The sequence below is a fragment of the Pseudosulfitobacter pseudonitzschiae genome (assembly GCF_002222635.1).
Classification (GTDB): Bacteria; Pseudomonadota; Alphaproteobacteria; order Rhodobacterales; family Rhodobacteraceae; genus Pseudosulfitobacter; species Pseudosulfitobacter pseudonitzschiae_A.
The window spans coordinates 26,237-41,266 of record NZ_CP022418.1; the positions used below are offsets into that span (position 1 = coordinate 26,237).

12 protein-coding genes are annotated in these 15,030 nt (G+C 58.6%); 4 read left to right on the plus strand and 8 right to left on the minus strand.

All coding sequences use genetic code 11. The features are described 5' to 3' along the window. The first annotated feature begins 1 nt into the window (after position 1). From SULPSESMR1_RS21000 to SULPSESMR1_RS21015, 4 genes are all read left to right on the plus strand, one after another. Positions 2-1,000 carry an NAD(P)H-dependent flavin oxidoreductase gene (locus tag SULPSESMR1_RS21000; RefSeq protein WP_157729079.1) on the plus strand — a complete coding sequence of 333 codons (999 nt, stop codon included), beginning with the start codon at positions 2-4 and terminating at the stop codon, positions 998-1,000. Between the two features lie 497 nt (positions 1,001-1,497). Then, positions 1,498-1,899, plus strand: coding sequence for an RcnB family protein (locus tag SULPSESMR1_RS21005; RefSeq protein WP_157729080.1), 402 nt, complete (start codon positions 1,498-1,500; stop codon positions 1,897-1,899). Positions 1,900-2,086: 187 nt separating this feature from the next. Then, complete coding sequence (locus SULPSESMR1_RS21010) at positions 2,087-3,304, plus strand: efflux RND transporter periplasmic adaptor subunit (RefSeq protein WP_089423027.1); 1,218 nt, start codon at positions 2,087-2,089, stop codon at positions 3,302-3,304. Continuing rightward, positions 3,304-6,411, plus strand: a complete 3,108-nt coding sequence (locus tag SULPSESMR1_RS21015; protein ID WP_089423028.1) for an efflux RND transporter permease subunit — start codon at positions 3,304-3,306, stop codon at positions 6,409-6,411. Before SULPSESMR1_RS21010 ends, SULPSESMR1_RS21015 begins: the two co-directional genes overlap by 1 nt. A 727-nt stretch (positions 6,412-7,138) precedes the next feature. On the opposite strand, the gene SULPSESMR1_RS21020 is transcribed toward SULPSESMR1_RS21015, so the two are convergent. From SULPSESMR1_RS21020 to betC, 8 genes are all read right to left on the minus strand, one after another. Further along, complete coding sequence (locus tag SULPSESMR1_RS21020; protein ID WP_089423029.1) at positions 7,139-7,978, minus strand: GNAT family N-acetyltransferase; 840 nt, start codon at positions 7,976-7,978, stop codon at positions 7,139-7,141. Between the two features lie 198 nt (positions 7,979-8,176). Then, a complete protein-coding gene (locus SULPSESMR1_RS21025) occupies positions 8,177-8,965 on the minus strand; it encodes an amino acid ABC transporter ATP-binding protein (protein ID WP_089423030.1) in 789 nt (262 codons plus the stop codon). Further along, complete coding sequence (locus tag SULPSESMR1_RS21030; protein ID WP_089423031.1) at positions 8,962-9,642, minus strand: amino acid ABC transporter permease; 681 nt, start codon at positions 9,640-9,642, stop codon at positions 8,962-8,964. The genes SULPSESMR1_RS21025 and SULPSESMR1_RS21030 overlap by 4 nt, the downstream gene beginning before the upstream one ends. A gap of 12 nt (positions 9,643-9,654) precedes the next feature. Further along, the gene (locus SULPSESMR1_RS21035; RefSeq protein WP_089423032.1) at positions 9,655-10,323 is read right to left on the minus strand and encodes an amino acid ABC transporter permease; all 669 of its coding nucleotides are present in this window, start codon (positions 10,321-10,323) and stop codon (positions 9,655-9,657) included. A 79-nt stretch (positions 10,324-10,402) separates the two neighbouring features. Continuing rightward, the gene (locus SULPSESMR1_RS21040) at positions 10,403-11,245 is read right to left on the minus strand and encodes a transporter substrate-binding domain-containing protein (protein WP_089423033.1); all 843 of its coding nucleotides are present in this window, start codon (positions 11,243-11,245) and stop codon (positions 10,403-10,405) included. A gap of 63 nt (positions 11,246-11,308) precedes the next feature. Further along, positions 11,309-12,457 (minus strand): mandelate racemase/muconate lactonizing enzyme family protein, encoded by a 1,149-nt coding sequence (locus SULPSESMR1_RS21045; RefSeq protein WP_089423034.1) that lies wholly within the window; start codon positions 12,455-12,457, stop codon positions 11,309-11,311. Continuing rightward, positions 12,454-13,140, minus strand: a complete 687-nt coding sequence (locus tag SULPSESMR1_RS21050; protein WP_250161493.1) for a GntR family transcriptional regulator — start codon at positions 13,138-13,140, stop codon at positions 12,454-12,456. The genes SULPSESMR1_RS21045 and SULPSESMR1_RS21050 overlap by 4 nt, the downstream gene beginning before the upstream one ends. Before the next feature lie 243 nt (positions 13,141-13,383). Continuing rightward, the gene (gene betC / locus SULPSESMR1_RS21055) at positions 13,384-14,895 is read right to left on the minus strand and encodes a choline-sulfatase (protein WP_089423036.1); all 1,512 of its coding nucleotides are present in this window, start codon (positions 14,893-14,895) and stop codon (positions 13,384-13,386) included. Positions 14,896-15,030: the final 135 nt, after the last annotated feature.

Sequence of the window (15,030 nt, forward strand, 5' to 3'; positions counted from 1 at the left end):
GATGTTTCAGACCCGTCTGACGCGCTTGTTTGGCATGCGTCACCCAATTCTCGTGGGTGGCATGATGTGGCATTCAAAATCCGATTTTGTCGCGGCTTGTGCACGTGCCGGTGTGATGGCTTTTCTTACGCCGAAAAGCTACGCGACCCCTGCGGATTTCGAGGCTGATCTGATACGTTGCATCGAGTTATCCGATGGCGCGCCCTTCGGCGTGAATTTCTCGATCTCGCGCTTCCGCTCGAACGAGATCAACGACATCTGTCTTGCGATCGCAAAGCGTCACGGAATTACACGGTTCGAAACTGCAGGCAGTCACCCGGGCGCGTTGATCGCGCAGATACATGATGGCGGTGGCGTGCTGATTCACAAGTCGACCCAACTGCGCCACGCGATCAAGGCGGCGGCATCGGGGGTGGACGCGATCACTATTGTCGGAATGGAGGCCGGTGGTCACCCTGGCATCAATCCACACCCTGGTCATATTATTTTGTCCCATGCAGTCCGAGAAATTAGCGTTCCCCTCGTCCTTGGTGGCGGGATCGGGACCGGAGCCCAGATCCTTGGGGCTTTGGCCCAGGGCGCAGAGGCGGCCATGGTGGTCAGCCGCTTTCTTGCCAGTACAGAAATTGATGCGCACCCCAACTACAAGTCACGCATGGTCGCTGCGCGCATGGACGATTCAGTCGCGATTTTAGGGTCACTCAAGGACACTTGGCGTGTGCTGGACAACGACACGGCGAAACAGGTTCGAGAGATGGAACGCACTCTGGGCGAGAACGCAAAGCACGCGGATTTCGGCACGCTGGTCAGCGGTCGCCACGGACGGGACTTTGCCTATGTCGACGGTAATGTTGACCGTGGACTGGTGTCGATGTCGTCCGCCATCGGTCACGCTGACCGCGAGGAAAGCGCGGGCCAAGTCGTGACCCGGCTGGTCCGGGAGCTTGAACAGGCGTGGTCAGACCTGTCCGCCTGCCGCGCGACACCGGTGTTGGCCTGAGCCATCACAGTCGATCGGTGGGTTTAGATCCGTCAGGCGCGACCGCCTTGCCTTTCTGACCTATCGCCGGCGCGTGCTCGTCCGCCCGTGGATGAGGGACTGTTGGCCCAACTGCTTCTGCCTCATAGGCACCCAGCTCAGGCTGTCGCACCCTTGACTGCTTGCTTCTCCGTGATCGTCCCTAAGGCATTTGTGTCGACTTTTCCGAGTCACAGATCGGGTTTAAGAAACAAAAAACGACGGGCGTGACCCTTGGAAAAGCGACCAAACATCCGCGCGTTCTTGTTTGCCCAGGCGGCGGCGATATTCGGATAACTTCTTTCTCGCATCCGGTTGAGCCACTGGCTTTGCGTGTCGGTTCCTCCGGCTGAAGAGTCCAGAACTGCGCGGACGCCTTCGTCCGCAAGTACTGTGCGCTATTTACGCATAAGCGACGGAAGGCGCTGCGAGCTTCGTATAAAGTTCATCTAAGCAAGCAAAGCCGAAAGGAAATGGCTATGAAACGTCTCATTCTCGCCGCCACTGCATCGATGATCGCCCTGTCGGGCGCAGCGCAGGCTGATCCTCCGAGGAAACATAACAACGACCGCGGTAATGCAGTGCAGGCTGAACGTCAGAACAGAGATAGCAACCACCGCGGCAACGCGGTGCGTGCCGCGCCGGGCCAAGTCAAAAAGCAAGAAGTCCGTCGGCCCGCCCCTAAGCAAAGTGCCCGTCGCTTCGCGCCCGGACAGCGGATGCCGCAGGGCTACCGCGCCTTTACGAACTATCGTGACCACGGCCTGCCCGCGCCAGGTCGCGGTTATCGCTATGTTCGACATGACAACAATGTCTACAAAATATCGACCGAGACCGCTATGATCGCTGCGGTAATCGGCGCGCTGTCTGCCCTGCGTTGAACTGAGATGTGGCACGGGCGGTCAGATTGGCCGCCCCAGCTTCATCGCCCATTCACGGCTCCACCCGCTTGAACCCGAATACGCCGTTTACTGGACCTGTCTGCGTTCCGCACCCTCGCGCTACAATCGCGATGACTGTGGCGTGCAGACGGTTGGTGGCATCAACGACCCGAGGAGTATTAACCGCATGCATAACCTTTTGAAAACAGTTCTTGGGGCGGCGATTTTGGCCGCGGCCTATTCCGGAACCTTCGGACTTCCGTTCGGTGACGCCGGAATGACTGCAGAAGAACTTGCAGGCACCTTCTCGGCTGCCGGGTCCGGGCGGCCGGGCCCTGCTGGGGCCGGAGGGCCGCGTGCAATGGCTGGTTCGGCGTCCGTTTCCTTGATTCCAGTCGTTTCGGCGTCCTATCAGGAAGTCCTGACGGCCATCGGCACCTCGCGGGCTGGCGACAGCGTCGCTGTGACTTCAGAGGCCGCAGGCCAGATCGTGGAGGCCACCCTGGTTGCCAACGCCTTTGTCGAACAAGGCGATGTTCTTCTGCGCTTTGCATCTGAGTTGGAAGAAATCGAGTTGAGAGTTGCACAGGTCGAGCTCGAGAGCGCACAACGCACCCTCGACCGCTATCGCTCGCTTGCGTCTTCGGGCAGCGGGGCGGTTGCCGACACGACCGTGCAAGAGGCCGAGACGGCCATGATGCTGGCCGAGACTGGCGTGGCGATGGCGCGCTATGCCCTTGACCAGCTTTCCGTCGTGGCACCGATTTCTGGCCGGATCGGATTGTCGGACGCCCGTGTCGGCGACAGGCTCGCGGCGGGTGATCCGGTCGTGACGATCGACGATGCAAGCAGGATTGTTCTTTCTTTCAACCTTCCCGAACGCGCGGTCGATCTTCTTGAAGTGGGCCGCGAGGTTCAGGCCACTACCCCCGCCCTTGACGGCCGCAGCTTCTCGGCTGTGATCACTGCCTTTGGCAGCCGTATAGACGAGACCACACGCACGGTGACTGTGGAGGCCGAGATAGACAATAGTGACGGCCAGCTCTGGCCAGGCATGAGTTTTTCCGTGCGGCTTTCGAACGAGAGTGCGCCACTGCCTCAAGTTCCCTGGACAGCTTTGAACTGGACCAGCGAGGGCGCACAGGTCTGGGCGGTGCGCGACGGAATTGCCACGTCCGTTCCGGTAGAAGTGCGCATGCGCCAGGACGATATGGCTTGGATCGTGGGTGATCTGACTATTGATGACCAGGTCGTGCTCGACGGGAGCACGCGGATAGAGGAAGGTGCCCCGATCGCTTCCGAAAGCAACGATCCTTCGGGTGAGGGCCGTCAGCCATTGATTGGGGCAGCGGAGAGCACGTCGCCCGCCGCCGATAGAAAAGCCCTCGCAAGGGTGGCCAGCTGATGAAGATTGTTCCCGCCATGCCCCGGACCGGCATGATCGACCTTTTCGTGCGCAGGCCCACGCTCGCGATCGTCATCAACCTCCTTATAGTCATTGCGGGTGCAGTCGCTTTGTTCGGCGTCAATGTGCGGGAAATGCCGCAAGTTGACCAGCCGGTGCTGTCGGTCCGCGCCAGCTACGAGGGAGCATCGGCAGAAATCGTTGACCGGCAGGTGACTGCGGTGCTCGAAGCGTCCCTGAGCCGCCTCGAAGGCCTGAAGAATATCTCCTCTACCTCTAGCTTCGGTTCGAGCAGGATCACGATCGATCTGGACGAAAGTGTCGACGTCGATGCCGCCACGAACGAGGCGCGCGAAATTGTATCCCAAGCGGTCCGGCAACTGCCCGAGGACATGGATGAGCCGACCGTGTCGCAGAACGATTCCGATGCCGATCCGATCGTCAGACTTGCCCTTTCCGGGTCGGCCGAAATCCCAGAGCTGACAAGCATTGCCGAGGGCATCGTCACCGATCAGCTATCGGTCATCGACGGGGTGGCCGAGGTTACTGTGACCGGCAACCAGCTGCAGGAATTCCGGGTTGAGGCCGATATGACTTCCCTGCAAAGCCGGGGGCTATCGCTCGACGATATTGCAACGGCGCTCCAGGACCTGCGCGATGATACGCCGCTTGGCGCGCTGGATACGGGAACCGGGTCCTTGACCCTGCGCTCGGCTAGCCCGGATGCCACAGTCGAGGATATCGGAGCCTTGCAGATCGACCGGACAACGCGGATCTCCGACGTGGCATTCGTACAGTTAGCAGCCGAGAGCCAGACTTCGAGTGCCTATGTCGATGGTCAGCCTTCCATTAGCATCGATATCGTACGCGAGTCGGTGGGCAACACCCTGAGCATATCCCGTGCGGTGAAGCAGGCTGTTTCTGATCTTGAATCGGTCCTGCCGACGGGCGTCTTGTTGACCGTCACCTCTGATGATGGCGTTTACATTGAACAATCGATCAAGGAAGTCGTGGGATCGATCGCCATGTCTACGGGTATTGTGATCCTGACCATCTATGCTTTCATCGGCTCCGTTCGGGCGACGATCATTCCGACCATCACGATACCGGTGGCTCTGGTCGGAACCATCGGAGCCATCTGGATGGCCGGATTCTCGATCAACACCATCACGCTGCTTGCCCTTGTGCTGGCAACCGGCATGGTGGTGGACGATGCAATCGTCGTCGTCGAAAACATCGTGCGTAAGCGTCGCGAAGGGATGGGCAGGCGGGCCGCTGCGGTCGCGGGCACCAGCGAGGTCTTCTTCGCGGTGCTGTCAACAACGGCGACGCTTGCGGCGGTCTTTATCCCCATCTCCTTTCTGCCGGGACAAGCCGGCGGAGTTTTCAAGGAGTTCGGGTTTGTTCTCGCGTTCAGTGTCACGCTGTCTTCCGTAGCGGCTCTTGTCCTTGCGCCGGTGCTTGCAGCGATCGTCGATCCTGGTCGGCACGATCTGGACAACGGAAAGGCGACGCGCCCGAGCGTCCTTGCACGCGGCTTCGATGCTCTTGTGGACCGGACCATCAAGGCCCCAATCCTCGCCCTGTGCATTGCAGGGGCGATCGCGATCATCGCACTGGGCGCAGCCCGCGACATGCCTTCGGAAGTGACCCCAAGTGAAGACCGTGGGTTCTTCATGGTCATGGCGCGCTCTTCTTCCGGAGACAGTGTTGACGTGCTTGAGACTGTCATATCGCAAATCGAAGGCATCCTGACACCCTACCGCGAGACGGGTGTGATCAGCACGGTCCAATCCATGACCGGCCGGGGCGGCAGCGGCATGGCCTTCGTGATCGTGCGGCTGGCGGACTGGGCTGACCGTGGCACGTCGCAACAAGAGGTCATGGCTGATGTCAGCCGAAAAATGGGGAGCGTCCCCGGCCTGACCGCGTTTGTGCGATCCAGCAACAGTCTCAACATCCGCGGTGGCGGAGGAGGCGGTCTGGAATTTGCGGTGGCCGGACAAGACCGCGCCGTTCTGGAAGACGCGACCGCAACACTCGTGTCTGCAATGCAAGCAGATTCCGCTTTTCTCAACCCCCAGCTCTCGGACGAGCAGATTGAGCCCGTCCTCGAGCTTGAAATCGACCGCGACGCCGCCCGGGCTCTCGGATTGGATAGCGAAAGCATCTCCAGCTCAATCAACATGATGACCGAAGATCACACGGCCACCACCGTCTTTCTGGAGGGCGAAGAGGTCGATGTCACCGTCGTTCCCGGTGGCACTGTGATCGAAAATCCCTCCGACCTGGAGGCGATTTTTACCCGTTCGTCCGAGGGGGCATACATCCCGCTATCCTCCGTTGCGCGTCTGAGCCATGTCGCAGCCCCTGCGTCGCTTGACCGCGAGGCTCAGACGCCTGCCATATCGGCGCAGGCAAACCTTGGAGCAGGTGTCGAGCTGGGCGAAGCCGCCGAGCGTTTGGAGGTGATCGCCGGAGAGGTCCTGCCCGCAGGCACGCATCTGATCCTGCTCGGAGAGGCGGCAGCGATTGACGAAAGCACGCAAGGGTTCATGGTGGTGTTCGGCGTGGCGTTTCTGATCGTGCTGCTTGTGCTTGCCGCGCAATTCGAGAGCGTCACCAGCGCCGTCTCGATCATGGTGACTGTGCCCTTCGGCATCGCAGCTGCAATGCTCGCCATCTCGCTGACGGGTGGGTCGCTGAACTACTACAGCCAGATCGGGCTGGTGCTTCTCGTGGGCGTCATGGCCAAAAACGGCATCCTTATCGTGGAATTTGCAAACCAGCTTCGGGCCGCCGGTCAAGACATCGACAGTGCCATCCGCGACGCCATGCTCCTGCGGATCAGGCCTGTCATGATGACGATGGTGTCTACCGTGCTCGGGGGGCTGCCACTGGTTCTGGCGACCGGTGCGGGGGCAGAGGCGCGCGCTGCCGTTGGCTGGGTCATCGTCGGGGGGCTTGGGTTTGCCACGGTGTTCACGCTGGTGCTGACCCCTGCCGCATATCGGCTCATTGCTGGCATGGGAAAAAAGCCCGGCGCGGCCTCGTCGGCTCTTGATGCAGAGATCGCCACCGCCCGCGCAGGCTCGGAGACAGTTTAGCAGCCCAAGGAAGAGGGGCTCCGAGAAAGTCACTGAAACACCGCAGGGGTAGGCTGTGGTGTCTGATCACGGGGGCAAATGCCTCGGGCTCGCGCAAGCGGCCGAGCAGCGTAGCGGCGATCCGGTCTTGCCGAAGTCGCCCGCAAAACGCGCCGCTTGCTGATATTCGAGCCCCGAGACGCCGCCGTGAACGGCTTTGCGGTCGGCTGTGAAAGCGTTCCCAAGGTAAGTTGCAATGCGTGCAACTCCATATTGTCGTCGACACAGGTTATTGTCAGCCTTCGGAACCAGAGAAATCAGTAAATTTCGGCTCAGAGCCGACACCAGGCAACCGACTCTCAAGTTCTGTTTAGTTGTCGTGGAGGAGCCCGGCAGCTACCGGATTGTTGCCAGCACCAGCTAATCGCGCTTTGATGATCGCAAACCGCCACTTAAGGAGGAGTGAAACATAATTAGTGCGACAAGACTTTCCGGCCACTGCCTTTGCGGTGAGGTCACGATCAGCGTCAACGGCGAGCACGACGCGCAGCCGGGCGCCTGTCACTGCTGAATGTGTCAACGATGATCAGGTGGGGACTTTCGGGCATTCACTGCCGCGGCCGATGCGGTGACAATAATCGGTCCGGTGCAGCGCCTTCAATCTACCCCATTCGCTGAACGCGCTTTTTGCCGCACTTTTGGAACGCAACCCCGACCTCAAACCTAAAATCTTTGCGACAAAATCCGTCTATCCCAATGAATGCGCAACCAATCCATAGATTTGTGCGGCGTCGGTGGCCCGACGGAAGGGCCCCATGCGCATCTCGGTCACAGTATCGAATACGCCCAATCCAGCCGCCGACAGGAATACCTTGAAATGCTCGCTTTGCTGGGGCGTGTCCAGACGGACAAAGCGGCCTTCGCATTGCTGGATCAACGGCGCGCACAATTGCATCGCCATTCGGTCGTTTTCGGCTACGACAGGGCCGATCACGATGCCTTTGCCGAAAGGTCGCATCATCGCATGGCCGCATACAGCACCATCGCGTTCCACCACGACGCCGCTGGACAAGTCCAGCATCACGTCCAGAACTTCTGGTCGCGTGGCGCCGTATGCGTGCCTGTCTAGAGCGTGAATGGCCTCGCGATCCGATGCCGTAAGCGGACGCAGCGCCAGCCCCGCGACAGGTTCAGGCAGATGTATCGGGCAGGCAATGCCCTGCTGTTGCCTGATCGTGGAAACGGGCTCGAACCCGGCGGACTCGTACAGCCAGTATCCCGATTTCGTCGCGGACAACCGCAGATCACGCCCCTCGCAATCTTTCAAAATCCGGCGCAAAAGACGGCGTCCGGCCCCCAAAGCCTGCAAGCGCGGCGTGGTCACCATCATGCCACACATGGCAAAGTCGGACCCCATCTTGAAATACATCGCCGACCCGATCGGGCGGCCAATCTCGTCCAGCGCGATATAGCCTTGTCCTAGTGACAGAAACACATCCAGATCATGCGTGCGATGCGGCCAGAACACCGCGACTGTCGTGCTGACGCAATTCGCCGACGCCCCGAACCCTGTTCCGGGCGAACTCATAAGTCACAAGCCTCCATCTTTTCGGCTGCATCTGCGAGCGCCAAGAACCAGTGCGCGTTCAGACATTCAGCCATGAACTCGCCACTGAAGGATTCGGTTTGCGTATAGATTGTTGGCTAGACCTGCCGTGAAAAGACGAGCGTAACGCCTCACTGATAGGCCCACGCTCGATAAGGTATTCCTAGACTGATATACGCATCAGAAGTGGAATTCATTGAAGCCAGCGAGAAATTCCTGTGTCCTCGACTCCTTAGGGGTCTTTAGAACTTCCTGCGGCGTGCCTTGTTCCAGAATCTTGCCCTGATGTAGAAAAAGGACCCTATCGGCCACATGATACGCGAAACCGAGCTCGTGTGTGACGACGATCATGGTCATTCCGCTTTTCGCGAGAGACTGAATCGAGCGTAGAACTTCGCCCACGAGCTCGGGATCGAGCGAGGAGGTGACCTCGTCAAAGAGCATCACATCCGGTTCCATCGCAAGGGAGCGTGCGATGGCCACGCGTTGTTGTTGTCCCCCCGAAAGACGCGATGGATATTGATGGGCCTTGTCCCACATGTCGACCTGTTCGAGGTTTCTGCGTGCTATGTTCTCGGCCTCAGCACGGCTCAATTTGCGAACAATGACAAGACCTTCCATTACGTTTTCAAGGACAGTCATATGCGGAAAGAGATTGAACTGTTGAAAGACCATGCCGATCCTGGAACGGACCTTGATCAGATCTCGTTCACGGTAGGTGAAGGTCGATGAGCCATCCCGCTGGCCTGACGGCATCCCGACAACGTTGCCATCCAGAGTTATGGTTCCCGCGCTAGGCATTTCCATGAAGTTCAAGCAGCGCAGGAAAGTGCTTTTGCCCGAGCCGCTGGAGCCCAGCAGGCAGATGGTCTCTCCTGCAGACACACTCAGATCCATCCCGCGCAGAACATGATGTGTACCGAAGTATTTTTGCAGGTCTTTGACCTCAAGGATCGGAGTATTTGTCATATCTTGATTTCCTCGTCTTTCAGGAGCCGCTTCTCGAGTCCGTAGGACAGCAGCGCGAGCGGGTAGATCACCAAGAAGTAGAGAATGGCGACAATTGTGTAGACTTCTAGCGGCCGATAGATCGTGTTGGCCAGTTGCTCGCCTTGGTAGAGCAGTTCGCCTACCGCCACGGCGGAGGCGAGTGAGGTGGCTTTTGCCCCCTCTATCATGCGGTTAGCGAAAGCAGGAATCATGCGCTGGATGGCTTGCGGCAGGATTATGCGTTGCATCGTCTGGCGGTAGGGGATGCCTATTGCTTTCGCCGCCTCCCACTGGCCTTTGTGGATGGACTGAATGCCGCCACGATAGATCTCGGCTGTATAAGCGATCATGTTCAGGCAGATGCCCAGAAGTGCCGCAGTGAAACCGTCCATCTGGATGCCGATCAGCACCGGGAAGGCGTAGTAGAACCAGACGACCTGAACAAAGATCGGAGTGTTGCGAAACAGCTCGATGAAGGCGGTCGCGGGCCAGTTGAACCAACGATTGCGCGAATAGCGCGCAATACCAAGGAAGATGCCACCAACAAGCGCAGCAGTGATGACGATGGCGCTGAGTTCCAGCGTGACCAAGATGCCACGAAGGAAGTTGGGCCAATACTGGAGCACCAGCATGAAATTCCACTCAAAGTCGTTCATTTGTCTGTCTCCTCAGAGCCGGGCGGCGTCGAGCCGATACTCGAGCCAGCGAATAAGGAATGAAGCCATCGTCAGAAGAACGAAGAAGACCAGAGCAACAAGGGTGATAATCTCGAGCGGTCTGTAGAGCTGTGACGAAAGCACGAGAGAGGAATAAAGCAGCTCTCCGTAGGCAATGGTCGAGACGATCGTTGTGCTCTTCATCAGTTCGAAGCCGCGTTCGGTGAAAGGTGGCACCATGCGGCGGATGGCCTGCGGGAGAATGATCCGCACCATCAGCTGTCGTTGTGTCATGCCGAGAGCACGCGCGCCTTCCCACTGGCTTTTCTCGATCGAACGGATACCTGCCCGATAGACTTCCGCCATGAAGGCACCGGACTGCATCGACAAGGTGATCACGGCGGCGGCATAGGAGTTCAACGATATGCCGAGCACGATCGGCATGGCGTAATAGGCCCAGAATAGAAGGGCGAGCGGCGGCGTTATCCGGAAGAATTCAATGACCCCGACGGCTGGCCAAGAGAGCAGCCGGAACTTTGACATCCGCAGGAATGCCAGAGAAAGTCCAAACACCGCCCCGAAAAACAGCGAGACCAGCCCGACTTTCAACGTTCCGATGAAGCCGTAGAACAGCACATCAGCGTGCGAAAAGACGATCCCAAAATCCCAGTCATAGTTCATGTTGCCATGTGCCTTTCGATCCGGTCCCCTGCCCACTTTGGGCGGACAGGGGTGTGTGGTAAAGGATGAGCTCCTTCGCTCAGTTCATGTCTTCGATGCGGATCGGGGGCGCGTCCTTGGGGTCAACGCCGCGCGACGCCAGAAAGTCCTCGTAGACCTTCTGGGTTTGGCCACGATGGTAATAGTGGTTAATCGCGATCGACAGCCAGTCGCGCCACCGCTTGTCGTCCTCTAGCCGGATGCCGATGCTGGTCGCCGCAGCACTGGCCGGGGAGGGAATGACAACCTGGCCTGCGTTGTTCAAGGCACGGTTCTGCATCGCCAGCCAGAGGCTTGCGCCGCCGACCAGATCAGACCGGCCTGCCGCGAAGGAGGCGATGGCTTCGGGGTTGCCTTTTGTGCGTTCGAAGGTTGCTTGCGGAAGTTCCTTTGAAATGGCGGCGTCATTGGATGTGCCCAGTGGAACCGCAACCCTGATATCGGGAGTGTTCAGCTTGGACCATTCAGAGGCGTCCAGATCCTTTCGTGCAAGCACTGCAACCGCATAGTAGAGTAGCGCTCCCTGTGGAAAGTCTACGGCAAGCGCCCGTTGCGGCGTCGCATCAAGCGCCACCATCATGTCGAATTGGTTGGCCTGAAGGCCGGCGACGGCGTTCCCCCAAGTGGTTTCTACGCATTCCCATTCTACGCCAAGTTCTTCTGCCAGTAGCGCGGTGAAACCCGGGCCGATCCCGCTCCACTCCCCTGTGCCGGGGTCTTTGAAGTACCAGGGTTCGGAATTCGAGCAGCCAAGGCGGATCTTGCCAGATTCCTTGATTTGGTCCCAGGTGCTGTCCTGCGCCGCGGCTTGGTTGGCACCAAGCATCAGCGCCGCGGCTGTGACGGCAGCGCCAAGTCTGGCTAATATTGAGATTCTTGTCATGTCTTACTCCCGTTTGGATTGGATTGAGGTCTTGGCCTTGTTTTTGTTTTTGTCGTCTGGTCGTTACTGGACGAAGGCTGTCACGGCATCCCCGGGGGCCAAGGCCATTCCCAAGCCTGGCAGGTCGCTCAGATGCATGATTGATCCCTCGATGCGGTGTCCGCCCGCAGCGATCTTTTCGAACAGGACCTGATGAATGGAATGATACTCAAAATGGGCGACCCTCCCTTCAGCGGCGGCAAAATGCGCCGCGGCCAGGGTGGCCACGACGCTTGAGGATACTTCGAGCGACATTCCGATCCCCGTTCCCTCCAGCTCTTCGACAAGGGCTTTCATACGCGACGGACCGCCGACAGCCGAAGGTGCCACCTGCAGGAACCGCAGCGACCGCTCCCGGATCATGGCGCTGTGGATCTGGGGCCGATACTCGGCCTCGATCCCCATGACCGGGACACCCAGCTCCACAAGCCTGCGCATTCCCGGGATGTCGTCGGGCGGTAGCGGAGACTGGAAGGCTTCGATCCGTGCCGGATCGAAGGTGCGGTACATGCGCAAGGCGCTGTCAAAATCGTAGCTGTAGACCGAGTCGATGATCAGTTTCGTGTCGGATTTCAGCGCGGCCAGAACGGCATTCACCCGCTCGGTGTCGAGCTGCTCCGTCTGCCCGCCGATCTTCATCTTCAAGCAGGAGAAACCCTGCGCCTCGAGCCCGACCATCTCTTTCACCAAGTCATCGACGGTCTTGTTCAGACCGTAGATACCGCCGCTTATATAGACCGGAGCTTTGCCGGTCCCGTTGCTGTTCAGGGTTTTCCAGAGTGGTAGCCCTGCGCGTTTCGCGGCGATATCCCAAAGCGCAAGATCAAGTCCCGACAGCGCGGATTCCAGTAGCCCGTGCCGGGTGGTAAGGGTTGCCCGGTTGCGCATGGAGGCAAAGAGGGCTGGAAGATCCGCCAGCGGAGTTGCGCGCATCAGGGGCAGAACCTCTGTCTTCAGATAGGCAAGCAATGTGTCTGGTCGGGTATCCAGGCACCAGCACTCGCCGATGCCCACAGTCCCGTCTGAGGCGTGCAGGGTGATGAAGACGTTGGATTTTTCCGTCCACTTTATCATCGGGTTCCACACGCGGCCGCCCAGATCGACGGTCGCCACGTGGATCTCGATCCGCTCTACCGAGAGGCCGGAATGAAGGTCTTTATCAAAAATACTCATTTTGTGGTGCTGCCTGTCTTCTTCGCCGGTTCGATGCGAAAATCGAAATCGGCTTTCTTGTGGAGCGCCCTGAGGAAGCGCTCTTGGAAATTCATGGTATGTTCATGGGCAAGCCGGTCCGCGAGGTCGAGATCCCGGTCCGCTATGGCCTGGATCATTTCCTCGTGCTGATCGCGCCATGGCGGGCGGCTTTCCTCTCTCGCAAGGGCTTCAAAGTGGATGTGAAGAAAACGCCGCCCTTCATTCAGTAGTTCGGTATACTGTCGGGTGGTGTAGGGGTTTCCGCCAGCCTCGGAGATTGCGACATGCAGCCTTGCATTGCCCTCTGAAAGTTCCAGCGGATCGAAGCGCTTCACGCTTTCGTCGAATTCCTTTGATATCTGGCGAATTCGAAACAGATCCGCATCCGTCCGGTTTCGGGCGGCTAGGCGGGTGTTGAACCGCTGTGATAGGTCCAGCGCTTCGATAAACTTCGGAAAGTCGATCAGGTTGATCGGCGTGACGATGGGCGACCGGTTGGTTTGCATCGTGACGAGGCGCTCACTCTGCAACTTGCTCAGCGCTTCACGTATGGGCGAGCGGGACAAGTTGAACCGGCGGGCAAGCGACACCTCATCAAGCACATCGCCCGGGCGTAGCGTTAGCGCCAGAATCTCGGCCCGGAGCGTTTCATAGACCTGCACAGCGCTTCTTCCGCGGGTGCCTGTCGTGGGTTGTTGGCCCTCAGTTTCCATCAATCGCTTCCAGATCAAGTGTCGACAACATTTATACAATAGATGCATATTGCATTCCGTCTGTCGACTATTTTCTTCGGAAAATGATCAACCGGGCCTGGAAGTGCCTGTCGATTGAACAATAATATGGCGAGCGGCAGAGGCAGTGCCGCCTGCCGCTGGGGTCAGGTTGGTTTTAAGGCTTGAGCCGAATCAGCTTTTGCGCAGGTCCAGATGAGCGCCGGCCTCGACTTCTACGGTCCACTTCCCAGCGCGGACGTATTGCTGTGTCGCATCAGTGAAGGGTTGCCAGTCCCATTTCGGGTAAACGCCCTTGCGGTGCGCCGTTTCTATCAGACGGCGGCGGTTTTGGTCCTTGATGATGTTGGCCTTGATCTGCCCGCAGTCCCATGTCTGCCGTGCGAAGGACAGCAGTTCCTCCAGCACCGCGCTTGCCGCAGCGTTCTGCGCGAGGTTGCGCAACTCAAGCGGGTCCTCTTGCATGTCGAATAGCAAAGGTGGGTCGTTCTCGGCATAGAACAACTTGTAGCGCCTATGTCGCAGCATGAAGGTCGGTTCGAAGATGCCTTCGGCAAGATACTCCGCAGGAATGACACGTTCAGGAAATGTCATGCCCTGCAACAAGGGCAGCAGTGAGTGGCCGTCCGTCTCCAGCACGTCTGGCAGTGTCCCGGCTAGATCGGCAAAGGTCGGAAGTATGTCGAGCAGCGACACCGGGGTATCCACCCGCCCCGCCGCAAAGCGACCGGGAGCCCAGACGATCAGCGGCACGCGCATGGCCCATTCGAAAAAGCATTTTTTATAGTACAAGCCGCGCTCCCCCATCATATCGCCATGGTCCGAAGCGAAGATGACGATCGTGTCCTCATCCAGCCCCGTCTCCTCCAGCACGCGCATCAGGACTTTAAGTTTTGAGTCGATATACTCGATCGAGGCATAGTAGCCGTGGCGCATCCGCCGGATGACATCGTCGGACACATCGGCTTCACCGACGGAATAGTGGTCGTATATCCGTGCGCTGTGCGCATCCCATTCGTCTGGTGCCAAGGGCTGAACTCGAGGCAGGTCGATATCGGCGTCTGAATACAAATCCCAGAATTCCGGCCGGGCGACATAGGGATCATGTGGCGAGGTGAAAGACACGGTCAGCATGAAGGGTTGATCAGACCTCTCCCGCGCACGATCGTACAGCCAGCGCTCAGCCTGGATGTTCACGTCATCATCGTAGTCGATCTGAAGCGACCGAAGGCAGGGACCGGTTTCAATGACATTCTGCATGTCCTGGAAACGAACCTTCGCCTCCCTATCGGTCCAATTGGGCGTCCAGCCGAAATCTGACGGGTAGATATCGGTTGTCAGTCGCTCTTCATACCCGTGCAGTTGATCAGGTCCGGCAAAATGCATCTTTCCACTCAAGCATGTCCGATAACCCCCCAGCCGTAGATAGTGCGCGAATGTCGGAATGGCGGAAGAGAATTCGGGCGCGTTGTCGTAGGCACCCACTTTGTGCGGGCTCTGACCAGACATCATGGACAAGCGGGAGGGACCGCAAAGCGGTGAATTGCAGTAGGCCTGTTCGAAGATCAGGCCCTCGCGTGCGATCCTCGACAGTGTCTCGGCCTTGACGGTGGGATTGCCATAGAATGGTAGCGCCTTGGCTGACATCTGATCGGCCATTACAAAAAGGATATTTGGGCGTTTCATGTTTGGGTTCTCCATTCTGTGGATAGTGAACCTACAGGCAGACCGTTCTGGAGCATCTGCAGGTAGCCTATTGTGGCAGCGCCGGATTGGAAGACGGTGGCGGACACCGTGGCCGCGTCAAAGGGACAGCCGGCA